The sequence below is a fragment of the Streptomyces sp. NPDC017448 genome, assembly GCF_044330565.1.
In the GTDB taxonomy this organism is placed as follows: domain Bacteria; phylum Actinomycetota; class Actinomycetes; order Streptomycetales; family Streptomycetaceae; genus Streptomyces.
Map to the genome: position 1 here is coordinate 58,230 of NZ_JBIRLM010000029.1, position 16,227 is coordinate 74,456.

Below are 16,227 nucleotides of genomic sequence, written 5' to 3' on the forward strand. Positions count from 1 at the left end.
TTCCAGGTGGGACAGGAGAGTTCGGGCCGGACGCGATGGGCGGGGCGCCGGCTCCCGTGCGGCGTGCCGTCATCCGTTCGGCCTATCATGCGCGCCATGCCCCCTGCCCGAGTTCGCCCCCGCCGCCCCCGGGCCGCGGCCGTCGCCGCCGCCCTGTCGCTCGCCGTGCTCCCGACCGCGCTGGGCGCGGTCGGAGCCGTGCCCGCGGCGGCCGATTCCGTGGGACTCCCCGTCGTGCGCTCCGTACTGGCGGAGGACGACGCCTGCGTCGAAGCCTCGAAGGTGAAGGCCCGGTCCGAGCCCTGGACCATGGGCGCGCTGGGCGCGGCCCGCGCACGGCCGCTCTCCCAGGGGGCCGGACAGACGGTCGCGGTGGTCGGCACGGGGGTCGCGGAGTCGGCCCCGGCGCTCTCCGGGCGGGTGACCGCGATCGGGGACGCGGGCCGGGACTGCGTCGGGCACGGCACGTTCGCGGCCGGTCTGATCGCGGCGGCCCCGGGCGGCGACGGGGGGCCGGCCGGACTGGCGCCCGAGGCGCGCATCCTCGCCGTACGGGGCGCCGACGAGCGCGGCGGGTCCACGGTGGACCAGGTCGCCGCCGGAATACGCACGGCGGCCGACGAGGGCGCGTCCGTCATCTACGTCGCCGCCGCCCTGGCCCACGGCCGGGCCGAGCTGACGAAGGCCGTCGCCTACGCGAGCGACAAGGACGCGCTGGTCGTGGCCCCCCTCGCCCCGGACGCGCTGCCGAGGAACGCCGCGCCCGCCCCCTGGTACTGGCCCGCCGCCGCCCCGGGGGCGATCGGCGTGACGGACTACGGGCCGGACGGGCGGCGCCCCGCCAACGCGCCCGTGGTGGGCGGAGCGGACCTGGCCGCGCCCGGCGACGCGGTGGTGAGCATCGGCCCCGAGGGGCCGGGCCACTTCATCGGCTACGGAGCCTCGTTCGCCGCCGCGCACGTCGCGGGGGCGGCGGCCCAGGTGCGGGCGCGCCACCCGGAGCTCCCGGCCGCCGACGTGGCGCGCCGCCTGACCGAGGCGGCCTACCCGGCGAGCCCGCCGCGACTCGATCCGTACGCCGCCCTGACGGCCGTCCTGACGGAGGAGAAGGGGACGGCGCCCCGGCCGGAGCGGGCGGAGGTCCCGCCGCCGCCCCCGGCGGAGCCCCGCACCCGCGCGCTGGTCGCGGCCGGCGTGGGCGGCGGTGTGGTGCTGCTGGTCGCGGCGGCCGCGGTGGTGATCCCGCGCGGCCGGGCCCGCGGCTGGCGTCCCGCGGGGCGCTGAGGAGGCCGGAGCAGGGCTGTTGAGGGCGTGCGGGGAGAGACGCACCCGGCCCCTCCCCGGACCACCCTGGGCCTCCCCGGACCACCCTGGGCCTTCCCGGGCCTCTTGGGCCCTCCGGGCCCCCTGGGCCTTCCCGACCCCTCGGCGGCCCGGGAGTACCCGGGCTCGGCGGCCCGGGAGTACCCGGGCTCGGCGCTCCGGGAGTACCCGGGCCGCCGAGGGCCCGGGGCCCGCCCGGACCGCCGCTCAGGACTCCTCGTCCTCCAGCACGGCCGTCTGCACCTGGATCTGCTTGCGCCGCGTCACCCGCGTACCCCGGCCCGGCGGCAGGTTCCGGCCCTTGACGCTGCCCAGGATGAAGCCCTCCGAGGGCGGGCACGACAGCAGCAGCGTCGGGGTGTTGACCTCCTGCATGCGCCGCAGCACGGGTTCCCCCAGGCCGCGGCCCGCACCGGCGGCCGAGCGGGCGACGACCATGTGCAGGCCGACCTCGTAGCCGAGCGCGAGATGGTTCAGCAGCGGGTCGAACGGCGCGTTCATCGCGCTGGTGCCGAGCATGTCGTAGTCGTCCACGAGGATGAACAGCCGGGGGCCGTCCCACCAGTCGCACGTCCGCATCCGGGCCGGGGTGATCTCCGGGCCCGGTACGCGCGCCGCGACCGCCCGCGCGGCGCCGCCGATCAACTCCTTGAGGGCGTCCATGGAGACCGCGTGACCGAGCCGGTAGGAGTCCGGGACGGCCTCCACCAGGGCGCGGCGGTAGTCCACGACCATGATCCGCGCCTCGGCGGGGGTGTACCGGTCCATGATCGCCTTGGCCGTCAACCGCAGCATGTTGGTCTTGCCGCTCTCCGTGTCCCCGACCACGATCATGTGGGGGGTCTCGGAGAAGTCGTGCCACACCGTGGAAAGCCGCTCCTCCTCCAGGCCGATGGGCATCTTGAAATCGCCCTTGGGGGCCGGGAGTTCGGACAGCTTGAGCCGGGTGGGCAGCATCCGCACCGGCGGCGCGGGCGGGCCCTGCCAGCTCTCCCGCACCGCCGCCACCAGGCCGGCCACCCCGTCGGAGAGGTCGTCGGCGGACTCGACGCCGTCGATGCGCGGCAGCGCGGTGAGGTAGTGCAGCTTGGCGTCCCGGGTCAGACCGCGCCCCGGCAGCCGGGGCACGGTCGCGGCGCGCCGGTTGTCGATCTCGGAGTCCATCGGGTCGCCCATCCGCAACTCCAGGTGGGTCGCGGCCTGGTCCCGGATCGCGGAGGTCACCTCCACCCAGCGGGCGGTGGTGACGATCAGGTGGATGCCGTAGTTCAGGCCGCGCGCGGCGATCGCGCCGAACGTCTGGATGTACCGGTCGAAGTCCTGGCGCACCGTCGACCAGCCGTCGATCACCAGGAACACGTCGCCGTGCCGGTGCTCGGGGAACTCCCCGGCGGCCAGGCGGCGGCGGAACGTCGCCATGGAGTCGATGCCGTGGTCCAGGAAGAACCGCTCGCGCTCGGCCAGCAGGGCGGTCACCTCGGAGATCGTACGGCCCACCCGCTCGGCGTCCAGCCGCGCCGCGACACCGCTGACGTGCGGCAGGCCGGCCAGGGCCGCGAGCGTGCCGCCGCCGAAGTCGAGGCAGTAGAACTGGACTTCGCGGGGGGTGTGGGTGAGCGCCAGCGCGGTGATGATCGTCCGGACCATCGTGCTCTTGCCGCTCTGCGGACCGCCCGCGATGGCGATGTGCCCGCCCGCGCCCGAGAGGTCCACGGTCAGCAGATCGCGGAGCTGGTCGAAGGGGCGGTCGATGATGCCCAGGGGGACGGTGAGCCGCCCGCGGTGCGCCGCGTCGGTCGTCAGCCCGTACTCGGGGTGCGGGGTGAGCGGCGGCAGCACCTGGTCGAGCGTGGCGGGGAGGTCCAGCGGCGGCAGCCACACCTGATGGGCCGGTGGCCCGGCGGTCAGCAGCCGCTCCACGGCGACCGAGAGCAGGGTCTCACCGGTCTCCTCCTGCTCGGGCTCGGGCTCCGGCGCGTCCGGCAGCTGGCGCGGTACGACGTAGCCGCTGGTCCACGGCACGGTCTGGCTGGCCACCCGCGCCTGGTCGGCGCCGCCGCGGCGCTGCTGGTACGGGCCGGAGACGTAGGCGGCGCGGAACCGGGTCAGCGCCTCCACGCCCGACTTGAGGAAGCCGCTGCCGGGCGCCGAGGGCAGCTGGTAGGCGTCGGGCACGCCGAGCACGCCGCGGCTCTCCATCGCGGAGAACGTCCGCAGACCGATCCGGTAGGAGAGGTGGCTCTCCAACTGGTGCATACGGCCCTCGTCCAGCCGCTGCGAGGCGAGGAGCAGGTGTACTCCGAGGGACCGGCCGAGGCGGCCGATCATCACGAACAGCTCCATGAACTCGCGGTGGGCCGCCAGCAGTTCGCTGAACTCGTCGACGACGACGAACAGGCTGGGCAGCGGCTCCAGCGGCACGCCCGACGCGCGGGCCTTCTCGTAGTCCAGCGCGGAGGTGTAGTTGCCCGCCGAACGCAGCAGCTCCTGCCGCCGCATCAGCTCGCCGTGCAGGGCGTCCTGCATGCGTCCGACCAGCGCGGCCTCGCCCGCCAGGTTGGTGATGACGGCGGAGGTGTGCGGGAGTTCGTCCAGACCCAGGAAGGTGGCGCCGCCCTTGAAGTCGACCAGGACGAAGTTGAGCGTCTCCGAGGAGTTGGTCAGGGCGAGCGAGAGGACCAGGGTCCGCAGGAGCTCGCTCTTGCCGGAACCGGTGGCGCCGATCAGCATCCCGTGCGGTCCGGTGCCGCCCTGGGCGGACTCCTTGATGTCCAGCTCGACCGGCTCGCCGTCCGCGCCGACCGCGATCGGCACCTTCAGCCGGTTGGGCCCGGTGTGCTGCTGCCACAGCGCGTTCGGGTCGTGGCGGTGCAGGTCGGGGATGCCCAGCAACGTGGTCAGCTCCACGTTGGCGGAGAGCGGTTCGGAGGAGTCCGACGCCGAGCCCAGTCCCATGCGGTACGGGGCGAGCCGCCGGGCCAGCGCCAACGCGCCGGTCGGCCCGAGGCCGTCGGGCCGTCCGAGCCGGGTGACCTGCTCCTTGCGCTCGCGGTCGGTGCGCACCAGGCCGAGCTCGTCCTCGTCGACCCGGAAGCGCAGGGTGATGCGTCCCGGCCGCCAGGAGAGCGCGCCGCTGAGGTCCAGGACGACCGTGTTGCGGAAGCCGGGACCGTCCAGGCGGTGGCCGGCCGGGACGGTCCCGCCGTCCACGACGATCACCGTGAACGGCTCCTCGCGTCCGGGCACCGCGTCCGGGTCGAACTGCGGCCGCTCCATGAACTCCGCCCCGAGGAGGTTCTCCAGCTCGCCCCAGGCGGAGACGGTCATCCGGGTCGGGCCCGCGCCGTCGGTGTCGTGCGGATGGAGGCTGTGGGGGAGCCACTTCGTCCACTCCCAGTCCGCGCGCCGCTCGTCGGAGACGCACAGCGCGATCCACACGTCGTCCGGCGAGTGGAAGGTGGCCAACTGGGCCACCAGCGCCCGCGCCAGGGAACGTATCCGCTCCTCGTCGCCCTGGAACAGCACCCGGGCCCAGGCGCGCAGGTAGATCGCGATGGGCTGCTCCGGCACCGTCGAGTAGGCGCGGATGAAGCTGCGCAACGCGTGGGCGCTGAGCGGCTCCAGGTCCTCCACCGGGTTCGTGGAGGTCGAGGTCAGTTTCAGGCCGAGCTTCTGCTCGCCCACGGCCATGCGGATCTCGCCGAAGTCCTCGTCCCTCGGACGCCGCTCCCACAGCCGGGTGGTCCCGGTCATCGACCACAGGGCGGCGGGCTCGGGGTGCCGCCAGGCCAGGGCCAGTTGCTGGTCCACGACGGCTCCGCGCACCTTGCGGCGGATCTGGGTGAGGTAGCGCAGGTAGTCCCTGCGCTCGCCCTTGAGCTTCTGCTTGCGCTCCGCCGCCCGGCGCATGAACTGGCCGATGAACATCGCGGCGGCACCGAGGACCATCAGCCCCAGGGCTATGTAGATGAACCCCCCGGAGCCCCGGGTCATGCCGGGCCGCATGAACATGAACATCATGGAGACCGACATCAGCGCCATGGGCAGGTACGTCCACACGGCGGAGGTGTCGGGCACCGTCTCGGGGAGGATCGGCGGTTCCTGGAGGTTCAGCTCCCCGTCGGGCATCTCCGGGCCCCGGCGTCGGGCCGGGCGGCGGAACAGGATCACGCTCAAGGAACCGTCTCCTTCGGGGACAACAAGGGGGGAGAGCGGGCGGAACGACGTCGGCGCCGTCGCCGGGAGCGCACCCGCCGCCGTGGACCGCGGCCGGGACGTCGGACGGGCCTTCGCCGTGCCCGCACCCTACGCCGCGTTCCGGCCGGGGCCGAAAGCCCGTCCGGACCGCCCGCGGAGGACGACGGCCGACGCCGGACCGCCGTGTCACAGTTCTGCTACACCACCGCTCCGGACCCCGGCCGCGCGGCCGCCGCCCCTCCGCCCGGAACAGCGCATGCCGGACCGCCCTTCGTGCTCCACGGCCTTATCCGCCGCAATTCGCCCTGCGAGGACGGCCGTTTCGCATTCCGCACCGCGGTGCACATGGTCCACACTAGGCGGCTGATATTACGATCGCCGTATCGGCTGCCAACAACCGTCACCGGACAACGGTTTGGAACCCCCGTCGAATCATGCTGTTCACCGGTCCGCCAAACCCTGTTCCCCCCGCCCGTTCTCAGCAGTAACCGGAGAAGCGTGAGCCATCCCGATGACTGACACTCAGGTGGCCGAGCTGTGCCGTCTGACGGTACGAGCTCCTGCCAGGAGCATCGATCTCGCCGTGCCCGCCGACGTCCCCGTGGCGGACCTGCTGCCCGCCGTGCTCGGCTACGCGGGCGACAACCTCGAAGAAGCCGGCATCGACCACGGCGGCTGGGTGCTCCAGCGGCTCGGCGGCGAGCCCCTGGACGAGGAACTCACCCTCGACTCCTACGGTCTGCGCGACGGCGACACCCTCTACCTCCGGCCGCGCACCGAGGCCCTGCCCGAGGTGCACCTCGACGACCTGGTCGACGGCATCTCCACCACCATGCGCGACCACCCCTTCGGCTGGACCTCCAAGGTGAGCCGCCGGGTGCTGCTCGGCATCGTTGTCGCGGTCCTCGCCGGCGGCGTCGTGGTGATCGCCTGGCCCGGCGGGTCCTCGCTCTCCCGGGCCGTCTTCGCCACCGCGGCCGGCCTTCTCCTGCTCGCGGGCTCCGGCGCGGCGAGCCGGGCGGTCGGGGACGCGGGCGCCGGAGCCGCACTCGGCTTCATGGTGGGGCCCTACCTGGCGCTGGCCGGCTGGCTGCTGCCCGGCGGCGAACTCGGCGGACCGCACGCGTACGAGACGCTGGGCGCGCGGCTCCTCGCGGCGAGCGCGGCGATGGCCGGCGGGGCCGTGCTCGCGCTCGCCGTCGTGGCCGCGTTCGCCGCGCTCTTCCTGAGCGTCGCCGTCGTCTCGCTGTTCGCCGCCCTCGCCGCCGTCCTGCTCCTGACCACGGACCTGGCGCCGGTGGACACCGCGGGCATCCTCGCCGTCCTGGCGGTCGTCCTGGGGGCCTTCGTCCCCTCGCTGGCGTTCCGGATGTCCGGGATGCGGATGCCTCCCCTGCCGACCAACGCCCAGCAGTTGCAGGAGGGCATCGAACCGCACGCCGCCTCCGCGGTCTCGGCCCGCGCCGTCCTCGCCGACGGCTGGATGACCTCGCTGTACGGGGCGGTGGGTCTGGTCGGCGCCGCGTGCGTGGCCGTCCTGGCCCGGGAGCGCGAACTGGCCGAGATCATCATGACGGTGGCCCTCTGCCTGCTGCTCGTCCTGCACGCCCGGGGCCTCGGCAACATCTGGCAGCGCATGTCCCTGGTGGCCCCGGGGGTGCTGGGGCTGCTCCTGCTGGTGCTGGTCGCCCTTCCCGTCGCGACCCCGGGGAACCGGCTGGTCACGGCGGCGGGCCTGCTCGCGGCGGCGGCCGCGGTCGCCATCGCCGCCTGGACCGTGCCCGGCCGCCGGCTCGTCCCCTACTGGGGCCGCGCGGGCGAACTGCTCCACTCGGCCCTGGCGATCGCCGTGCTCCCGCTCGCCCTGTGGGTGCTCGGCGTGTACGGCGCCCTGCGGTCCATCAACGGCTGACCGGAAGGGAGACCCGCTGCCGTGCAGTCCAAACGCGATCAGGTCCAGGCCCACATGTTCGTCATGGGCCGGCTGACCTCCGGCCTGCTCCGCGCCGACCCCGACGCCCCGGAGAGCCCGCAGGGCCGGACCAACCGGGGGGTGGTGATCGGCATCGTGATCGCCGTCCTGCTCTCGGCCGGGTCCTTCGTCCTCGGCCTCCTCAAGCCCGGCACCAAGGACTCCTGGCGGGCGGCCGGAACCCTCGTCGTGAACAAGGACACCGGCTCCCGCTACCTCTACCTGGAGGGCCGGCTGCGCCCGGTGCGCAACTACGCGTCGGCGCGGCTGCTCGCGGGCGCCGACATGAAGGCGGTGACGGTCGGCTCCAAGTCCCTGAGCGGAACCCCGCACGGATCACCCGTCGGCATCAGCGGCGCCCCGGACGCGCTGCCCGCCGGCGGCGATCTGGACACCGGCCCCTGGCAGGTCTGCTCGGGCAGCGGGACCGGCGGCACCGGCACCACCGTCGCGGTGGGCCTCCCGGCGGACGCCACCGGGCTGCCCACCGACCAGGCCATGCTGGTGAAGGGGCCGGACCGGGCCGACTACCTGGTCTGGCGCGGCAGCAAGCTGCTGCTCGACACCGCCACCCGCGCCCGCGAGGCCCTCGGCTACGGCTCCACACCGCGGCTGCCCGTCTCCGCCGCCTTCCTCAACGCCCTGCCCTCGGGGCCCGACCTGCGCCCGCCGGACGTACCCGGCAAGGGGAGGAAGGGCCCCTCGCTGGGCGGTGCGGAATCCCGGATCGGCCAGGTCTTCCGGGTCACCGTGCCCGGCTCCGCCGACCGCTACCACCTGCTGCGCGAGGAGGGGCTGACCCCTCTCACGGCGACCGGGGCGGCGCTGGTGCTCGGTGACCCGGAGACCCGCGAGAAGGTGTACGGGGGAGGCGCGGCCAACGTCGTGGCCCTGGGCGCGGACGTGCTGAGCGGCCATCTGGCCCCCGGCGCCGGGGGCGGCGCGGAGGAAGCGAACCTGCCTTCAGAGCCGCCGGAGGCGGTGGCCCTCGGCGAGGACCGCACCGTATGCATCCGCGTCCAGCCGAGCGAGCGCGGCCCGCGCATCAGCGTGGCACTGACCGGCACGGGCACCCTGGGCCCCGCCGCGCAGGCCCCGCCCGAGGGTCTCACCCCGGCCTGCATGCCGGTCGGCACGATCAGCGTACGGCCGGGCGGCGGGGCCCTGGTCCGGGCGCTCGGGGCGAGCGGGAGCACGGTCGGCGCCACCGTCTACCTGGTGACCGACACCGGGATGAAGTACCGGGTCGGCTCCGCCGACGGGCTCGCCGCCCTCGGCTACAGCGAAGGCCAGGCGCGTGGGCTGCCGGCGCCGCTGCTGGCCATGCTGCCGACCGGCCCGGACCTCACGAAGGAGGCCGCGGCCCTCGGCCGTAACACGAACACGGCCCCCCGCTGCGACCGGAAGTGAGCACCGGTGGGCGGGTCGGACGGGAGGAGGTGAATAGCGCGTGACACCGCCGATAAATGCGTGTGTCGTGACAACGGGAGGCGGGGGCCCACCCTCCTCCTCCCCGAAGGGGTCCGGCAATACCGTGGCCCGTAACGGGCATTGTCCGTTCGGGCATTGCCCGTTCGGGCACGGAGAAACGGATCCATTCAGAAGGTGATTCCGCAAGGGGCCCACCTCAGATCCAGATCAAATCTCCTTCGCGAATCACCCCAAAAGCGGGGCCGGGGCCGAGAAGATGACGCAAGTCATTGAATCGTCAACACCCTTTTCCTTAGGCTCCGTTCGTCCAGACCATGCGGATGCCGGCCCTCCGGCCGCGTCCGGCCGGCCACCGCGCCGGGCGGGAACCGGAACCGGCGGCGCGACACATCAGGAGGCGCAACAACATGTCAGGTACGGGCACACAGCAGTCACTGGCGTCAGCCACTCAGAACGGTGTCACCGCGCTGGAGATGGCCTTCACCGGCGTGCAGAACAGCCGCCAGGACGTGGAGAACATGAAGCACAACCTCGCCTCCGGCTACGCCGGCAGCGACGGTGGCGCGTTCCAGAAGCTGCTCGACCGATGGGACCAGCAGGCGGAGATCATCTCCAGCAACCTCCGCGACATGATCACGACGCTGGAGGAGACCATGCGCGCGCAGGGCATCCAGCAGAACAACTCGAACGACGCGATCCAGCAGGCGTTCAGCCGCTCCGAGGCGGTCTTCAACGCGCTCGCCGGCTCCACCGCGGGCCGCTGACCACCCCTTCGCCGCCCGGAGCCCTGAGCGGTGCCCGGACCCCGCACGCCCCTGTCCCTGACGCACCTGCCGCGAGACGAGGAAGACCATGACCCCCCCGCTTGACTTCACCGACGGCCAGATCTACGTCGACTACTCCCACATGGAGAACGCCGCCGACGACATGGTCCAGCAGACCAAGGCGATCGACAGCATCCTCACCAACCTGGAAGCCGAGCTCCAGGAGCTCCAGCGCAGCTGGGAAGGTGAGGACAAGGCGGTGTACACCGAGAAGCAGGCGGCCTGGAACAACGCCGTCGAGGAGATGAAGCGCATCCTCGCCGAGCACTCGGCCCTGCTGAACGATGTGTCGGGCAGCTACCAGTACAGCGAGAACTCCCTGAAGTCGCTCTGGGAGAGCGTGCGCATCGGCAGCTGACCACGGGCGGCACGCCCCCGGTCCTCCTCGGGCGGCCGTCCGCGTGCGACCTCCGCGCGAACGGCCGCCCGCTGCCGCCGGGGCCGGCGGGCCCGCCGCCCCTCGCATCCGGCGGGCCCCGGCTGCCGGGCACCGGCCCCGTGGGCCCACGGACACCTCGGACGACAGGAGAAGTGCGACATGGCGGAAGCACCCCCGCTCAATCTCAACAAGGCGTGGCTGCAGAACTTCCTCGACGACGACGTCAAACCGTTCCTCGCCGCGGTCAAGAAGATGCGGGACGACGGCACCACGTCCGACGGCGTGACCGTGCCCGGCATTCCCACGCTGCAGGGCGGCACCGACGGCTCCAAGACCGCGGCCGGCTTCCACGACGGACAGGCCACGCCGCTCGCGATCGGGACGATGGCGGCCGACGAGAAGGGCCGCACCAACGGCGGCTACCTGGTCAAGTGCCTGAACGAGATGGTCGATCAGCTCGACGACATCCTCAAACTCCAGGTCGACCTCTTCGAGCAGATCGAGGAGGACCTGGAAGAAACGATCGAGAAGCTGTTCAAGACCCAGGACGGCAACCTGGAGAAGATCGACGGCAAGGACATGGTCGACTTCTTCGAAGGCGTGGACGAGGTGCTCTCCGAATCCTCGGGCGGAGGCTCCGGCGGCGACGACGAGGACGACGACTAGCCGCCGCCACCGCCGCCGGCCGGGCCGCCGGCCCGCGGCCCGCACCCCGCCCCTCTGTCCCCCTGTCCGTCTCTCCCGACGAAAAGGCATCCCGGCATGGCGCTCGACTCCAGCAAGATCACCGAAGACCTCGGCGGTTCCAACGACCAGTGGGCCGAGGCGGTCGGCTTCTTCACGGGATTCATGGCGCCGAAGCGGGACGACCTGTTCGACGCGCTCGTCGGCAACGAGGGCATCCCCCTGATGAAGGTGGAGATCTCCGACGTCGGCTACGTCGACTACGTCGACACCGAGGATCTGAACTGGCTCTACGAGAACGCCGGTTCCGACATCAACAACACCGACTTCGTCATCCCCTTCTACCACGCCAAGGGCGGCACGGGCTCCGACGTGTCGATGTACAAGGCGCGCATCACCCTGCTCGGCAGCAAGGGCGACGGCCGGGTACCGAGCCAGGGGTACCAGGAGGGCGGGAAGTTCTCCAGCACCATCGACGGCCACCTGGGGATGGACGGCAAGCCGACCTGGGACACCACGCCGACCGCGCGCTACGCCTACGGCACCGGGCTCGCCCTGGAGGAGCTGCTCAACAACGAGAAGGAAGGCACCCACGGCTTCAGCTGGAACGCGTCGCCCGTGAAGGACCCCGACTCGGTGACCCTCGCCAACTTCGACACGGTGGCCGGGGCGTTCGACCGCGTCGCCGAGTTCTTCTCCGCCCAGCAGAAGATCGTGGAGGAATGGCAGAGGAGGGTCGGGACGGAGAAGGACAAGGCGTGGCGGGGCAAGGCCGCCGGAGTCTTCTGGGACCTGATCAACAAGATCAACGAGCAGTACACGGACTACGCCGACGACATGAAGCCCGGCGGGGGCGGCTCGGTCGGGTCGAAGCAGGGCGACGAGATCCGGCAGGCGAAGAAGGACTTCCGGGCCGCGGTGTGGGACCTCCACAGCGCGTGGGCGAAGTGGCAGTGGCAGTACGGGAATCCGCTCACGGTGCTGCACACGCTGCTGTCGGCGGTCATGAAGTACGTGTGGGACAACAACATCACGAAGATCACGTACGAGATCGAGACCTACGGGTCGTACGGCGGCGGCTACACCACCCACACGAACTACATCTCGGAGGAGGGGTTCAGCAACCAGGCCGCCATCGACGCGATCACCGGTAAGGGCGACATGCCGCTGAGCGTCGAGGCGAAGGAGTTCGGGGAGCTCAAGGAGCTCTCCACCTGGGTGGAGATCGGCAACAAGGCCCTCCTCATGTGGAAGCAGACCGTCGAGGACCACCTCGACACCGCTGCGGTCACGGCCATGACGAAGGTGCGCGACAGCTGGAGCAACAGCAAGTTCGAGCTGGGCTCCGTGAAGTCCCGGGGCACCAGCAGCACCCTGGCCTCCGACTACAAGGAGGAGAAGGCCGAACTCGCCGAGGAGAAGGCGGAAGCCGACGCCGCCGCGGCCAAGGCCGCCGCCGAGGAAGCCGCCCGGAAGCAGGCGGAGTTCATCCAGTGGCAGAAGGACCAGGCCGCCAAGGCCGAGGCGGAGCGGAAGAAGGAGAAGGAGGAGGCCGAGCGCAAGGCGGCCGAGGCCAAGGCGGAGGCCGAGCGCAAGGAGGCCGAAGCCAAGGCGGAGGCCGAGCGCAAGGAGGCGGAGGCCAAGGCCGAGGCGGAGCGCAAGGAGAAGGAGGCCGAGGCCAAGGCGGCGGCCAAGGAGGCCGAGCAGGAGGCCAAGCAGGAGGCGAAGGAGAAGGAGGCGGAGGCCAAGGCGGCCGAAGCGGAGGCGAAGGCGGAGGCCAAGGAGGCGGAGGCCAAGGCCGAACAGGAGGCCAAGGAGAAGGAGGCGGAGGAGAAGCAGGCCCAGCAGGAGGCCAAGCAGGAGCAGCTCCGCGCCGAGCAGGAGGCCAAGCAGGAACAGGTCCGCAAGGAGCAGGAGGCCAAGCAGGCCGAGGCCCAGGCCCGTGCGGAGAACATGCAGATGATGCAGATGAACCAGGCCAGGACCCAGCAGGAGGAGGCGAAGAAGGAGCAGGAGGCCAAGGAGGCCCAGGCCAGGGCCGAGCAGGAGGCCAAGGAGGCGGAGGCCAGAGCCGAGCAGGAGGCGAAGGAGCAGGAGGCCGAGCAGAAGCAGGCCGAACAGGAGGCCAAGCAGGAGGCGAAGGAGGCGGAGGCCAAGGCGGAGCAGGCCGCCAAGGAGAAGGAGGCGGAGCAGAAGCAGGCCGAGGCGGAGCAGAAGCAGGACCGCATCCGCACCGAGCAGGAGGACCGCCAGGAGCAGCAGCAGGCCGAGCAGGAGAAGAAGCAGGCCGAGGCCGAGGCGAAGGCGGAGCAGAAGCAGGCGGAGCAGGAAGCCAAGGCGGAGGCCAAGGAGGCGGAGGCCAAGGCCGAGCAGGAGGCCCGGCAGAAGGAGGCCGAGCAGAAGCAGGCCGAGGCGGAGGCCAAGGCGGACCGCATCCGCGAGGAGCAGGAGGCCAAGCAGGACCGGCTCCGTGAGGAACAGGAAGCCAAGCAGGAGGAGGTCCGGGCCGAGCAGGAAGCCCGGCAGAAGGAAGCCGAGGCCAAGCAGGAAGAAGTCCGGCAGGAGCAGGAGCGGAGGCAGGCCGAGGCGGAGGCCGAGTTCGACAGCTCCCGGCGCGACCTCTTCGGCGGGGGCGAGTTCCCCGACCTGTCGTCCACCCCCATCACCGGCCCCGTCAACGACGGCCCCCTCGAACTCCCCGGCGGCGGCGAGTCGCGGCTCGACGCGGACGGCCGGGTGATCACCGAGTACCCCGACGGCTCCAAGGTCACGATCGACCCGAACACCCACTCCTCGACCGTCACCCGGCCCGACGGCTCCGTCATCTCCGGTCCGCTCAACACCGGGGACCTCCTGACCAACCCCGGCGGCAGCGTCACCCACCTGGACCCCGGTGGCAACGTGGTCACGGAATTCCCGGACGGCTCCACCCAGACCATCAACCCGGACACCGGCACCACCACCGTCACCCGGCCCGACGGCTCGACCGTCTCGGGGTACCTGGACGAGTCCGGCCCGGCCCACTTCGACTCCGGACGGCTCAACCCCGGCTCGCTCGACCTCGGTTCGCTCGGCGACCGGCTGCCCGGGTACACGCCTTCTCCGTACGACCCCGCCTCCTACGAGGAGGAACTGTTCGACGAGAAGCCGTACGAGTCGCCCCTGGCGGGCAACGGGGCCTCCGGCGGGTCGGGCGCCCCGAGCCACAACCGCCCGTTCCTGAACAGCGGGCCGTTCCCCGGCCCCGGCGGCTCCTCCCCGGGCGAGGGCGGCAGCGGCGCGCCGATGGGCGGAGCCCCGATGGGCGGCGGCATGGGCGGCGGTATGGGCGGCGGTATGGGTGGCGGCATGGGTGGCGGCGGAGGCCAGTCGGACTCCGGCGAGCGCGTCCGCAACGTCATCGACGGATCGGTGTCCAGGAACCGCCGCGGGCGGCCCGGCGCCGGTGTTCCCGGCCCGGGCGGCCGGTACGCCGACGACGAGGTGCGGGTGGCCACCGGAGGCCCGACCGCCGGCAGCTCCCCCTTCCTCCCGCCGATGGCCGGCGCCCCGGGCGGGGGCGGCGCGCCCGGTCAGACCGCGACCCAGAGCGGCGAGCGCACCCGCGACTCCTGGGTGCCGGAGGACGAGGACGTCTGGGGCACCGACGAAGGGGGCGCACCGGCGGTGATCGGACGCTAGGAAGCGTCCCTACGGTCACGGCCGGGGCCCGAACGGGCCGGGGGAGAGGCAGGGGAACCGCTCCGAAACCGTTCGGGCGCGGGGGAGTTCGTAGCACGCACACGCGTACGACAGAATGGTGTACGCGCAGGTGGAAGGGCGACTGTTGAGCGACTCGATGGAGAAGAAGCTGGCCGCGGCCATGGCCGAACTCACGGCTGTGCAGGAGGCCGTGGCACGCGCCGAGGGCGAACTCGGCCAGTCCTCGGCGACGGTCAGGTCGCGGGACCGCGCCGTGGAGGTGACGGTCGGTCCGCAGGGCGAGTTGACGGCGCTGAAGTTCCCGGACAACCGGCACCAGTCCATGACGGGCCCTCAACTGGCCGCCTCGATCCTGGAGGCGGTGCAGGAGGGGAGATCGGAGATGGCCCGCAAGGTGATGGACGTCTTCGAGCCGCTCACGCGGACCACCGGCCGGGTGACGGGCATCCGGGGCGTGGACATCGACTGGGACCGGGCCTTCGGCTCGGCTCTCGAAGACCCGCACGGCGGCGGGAGGCGTTCGTCGGCCCGCCTGCACGACGAGATCCACGAGGACTGACGTACACCGCGGCACCAGGACGTGCACCGCGGCACCGGAACGTGCACCGCAGGACGACGAGGGAGGTATTCATGGCCACAGGCAAGTTCATCGCGGACCCCGGTCGTGTGCGCGAGGGCGGCGAGAGGATGGAGGAGCTGCCCTTGATGACGGAGAAGATCGCCGACAACTTCATCTCCGACATGCAGAACTACCGGGGCTGGGCGGGGTACACCGACGAGTTCGCCCAGACGGTGCGGCCCAAGTACGACGCCAACAACCAGGCGTGCCTGGACCTGATCAGGGCGGTCGGCAGCGCGTTCTGGGGGCTGCGGCAGGCGGTCCTGGCCAACGGGCGGCACATCGAGGGCGTGTCGAACTACGCGCGCGACGAGATCGGTCGGCAGATGTCCAGCCTCGACGGGCCGGGCGACTCCTCCGAGGGTGGCCGGCACTAAGTGGAGGAGATCGACTTTCCGCCGGACGTCCGGACGATGCTCTGGATCCTGCTGGGCGAAATGCCCCTGCAGGCCAGGGAGAATCTGGCGTGGGAAAGTCGTCAGCTCTACCTCGCTCTCCAGAAGGGCCTGATCGACCTGCGCGCGGCCTCGCGCGAGACGATCCAGATCGTGGAGAAGGCGTTGCCGCCGGAGGTGGCCCGTCCGTACATCGAGAGCGTACGGATGCTCACCGACGAACCCGGCGGCACCGACCCCATCCAGGCGTTGCTGCTCCAGCTCGACGAACTGGCCGACGGCCAGGTGGACTACTCGCAGAAGATCCAGGGATCCAAGTGGGAGATCATCGCCGAGATCATCATGTTGATCGCCGAACTGGCGATCCTGGCCGCGCTGATCGCCTTCACCGGCGGGGCCTCGGTGTCGCAGATGTTCCTGGCGCGGGCCCGGAGCAAGCTCGCGATCCTCATCATCGTCGACCGCCTCGTGCGGATGTCGCACATCGCGCCGACTCTCGGTCAGGCCATCCAGGAGGCCATCCAGACGCTGGCGGTCCGGCTGGCGCAGATCGGCCTGAACACGGGCGGCCGCAAGCCCGGGGGAGTGGACTGGAAGGACGTCGGCGTCGCCGCCGCCTTCGGTGCGCTCACCGCCGGCTTCATGGAGATCTTCGACAAGTTCCTCAAGCCCATCAAGAACTACTTCAAGGACCTCCTCGG

Annotated in this window: 10 protein-coding genes and 1 pseudogene; 10 read left to right on the top strand and 1 reads right to left on the bottom strand. The window is 71.9% G+C overall.

The genetic code is table 11. The features are described from left to right. Positions 1–96: 96 nt before the first annotated feature. Positions 97–1,284, top strand: a complete 1,188-nt coding sequence (locus ACH4K1_RS31560; protein ID WP_398092958.1) for a S8 family serine peptidase — start codon at positions 97–99, stop codon at positions 1,282–1,284. A 246-nt stretch (positions 1,285–1,530) separates the two neighbouring features. Here ACH4K1_RS31560 and eccCa read toward each other — a convergent pair whose 3' ends face one another. Next, positions 1,531–5,493, bottom strand: a complete 3,963-nt coding sequence (eccCa, locus tag ACH4K1_RS31565) for a type VII secretion protein EccCa (protein WP_398092969.1) — start codon at positions 5,491–5,493, stop codon at positions 1,531–1,533. Between the two features lie 538 nt (positions 5,494–6,031). On the opposite strand from eccCa, the gene eccD reads away from it, so the two are divergent. The 9 genes and pseudogenes from eccD to ACH4K1_RS31610 all read left to right on the top strand — a co-directional run. Then, on the top strand, positions 6,032–7,432 hold the full coding sequence (gene eccD / locus ACH4K1_RS31570) for a type VII secretion integral membrane protein EccD (RefSeq protein ID WP_398092959.1): 1,401 nt from the start codon (positions 6,032–6,034) through the stop codon (positions 7,430–7,432). A 21-nt stretch (positions 7,433–7,453) separates the two neighbouring features. After that, on the top strand, positions 7,454–8,902 hold the full coding sequence (gene eccB / locus ACH4K1_RS31575; protein WP_398092960.1) for a type VII secretion protein EccB: 1,449 nt from the start codon (positions 7,454–7,456) through the stop codon (positions 8,900–8,902). 428 nt (positions 8,903–9,330) lie between these two features. After that, entirely contained in the window at positions 9,331–9,687 is a 357-nt protein-coding gene (locus ACH4K1_RS31580; RefSeq protein ID WP_398092961.1) for a hypothetical protein, read from the top strand. Positions 9,688–9,775: 88 nt separating this feature from the next. Next, positions 9,776–10,105 carry a WXG100 family type VII secretion target gene (locus ACH4K1_RS31585; protein ID WP_228993391.1) on the top strand — a complete coding sequence of 110 codons (330 nt, stop codon included), beginning with the start codon at positions 9,776–9,778 and terminating at the stop codon, positions 10,103–10,105. 180 nt (positions 10,106–10,285) lie between these two features. Continuing rightward, on the top strand, positions 10,286–10,792 hold the full coding sequence (locus ACH4K1_RS31590; protein WP_398092962.1) for a type VII secretion system-associated protein: 507 nt from the start codon (positions 10,286–10,288) through the stop codon (positions 10,790–10,792). 96 nt (positions 10,793–10,888) lie between these two features. Next, positions 10,889–14,491 carry an AAWKG family protein gene (locus ACH4K1_RS31595; protein WP_398092963.1) on the top strand — a complete coding sequence of 1,201 codons (3,603 nt, stop codon included), beginning with the start codon at positions 10,889–10,891 and terminating at the stop codon, positions 14,489–14,491. A gap of 145 nt (positions 14,492–14,636) precedes the next feature. Next, complete coding sequence (locus ACH4K1_RS31600; protein WP_398092965.1) at positions 14,637–15,071, top strand: YbaB/EbfC family nucleoid-associated protein; 435 nt, start codon at positions 14,637–14,639, stop codon at positions 15,069–15,071. 71 nt (positions 15,072–15,142) lie between these two features. Then, positions 15,143–15,508, top strand: a complete 366-nt coding sequence (locus tag ACH4K1_RS31605) for a hypothetical protein (protein WP_228993395.1) — start codon at positions 15,143–15,145, stop codon at positions 15,506–15,508. Continuing rightward, positions 15,509–16,227, top strand: a pseudogene (locus tag ACH4K1_RS31610) (sugar-binding protein); the annotation flags it as partial.

Bases quoted from the DNA above. Each gene is read 5' to 3' on its own strand.
- eccD (WP_398092959.1), top strand. From the start codon at position 6,032: ATGACTGACACTCAGGTGGCCGAGCTGTGCCGTCTGACGGTACGAGCT.
- ACH4K1_RS31560 (WP_398092958.1), top strand. From the start codon at position 97: ATGCCCCCTGCCCGAGTTCGCCCCCGCCGCCCCCGGGCCGCGGCCGTC.
- ACH4K1_RS31605 (WP_228993395.1), top strand. From the start codon at position 15,143: ATGGCCACAGGCAAGTTCATCGCGGACCCCGGTCGTGTGCGCGAGGGC.
- ACH4K1_RS31590 (WP_398092962.1), top strand. From the start codon at position 10,286: ATGGCGGAAGCACCCCCGCTCAATCTCAACAAGGCGTGGCTGCAGAAC.
- ACH4K1_RS31580 (WP_398092961.1), top strand. From the start codon at position 9,331: ATGTCAGGTACGGGCACACAGCAGTCACTGGCGTCAGCCACTCAGAAC.
- ACH4K1_RS31585 (WP_228993391.1), top strand. From the start codon at position 9,776: ATGACCCCCCCGCTTGACTTCACCGACGGCCAGATCTACGTCGACTAC.
- ACH4K1_RS31595 (WP_398092963.1), top strand. From the start codon at position 10,889: ATGGCGCTCGACTCCAGCAAGATCACCGAAGACCTCGGCGGTTCCAAC.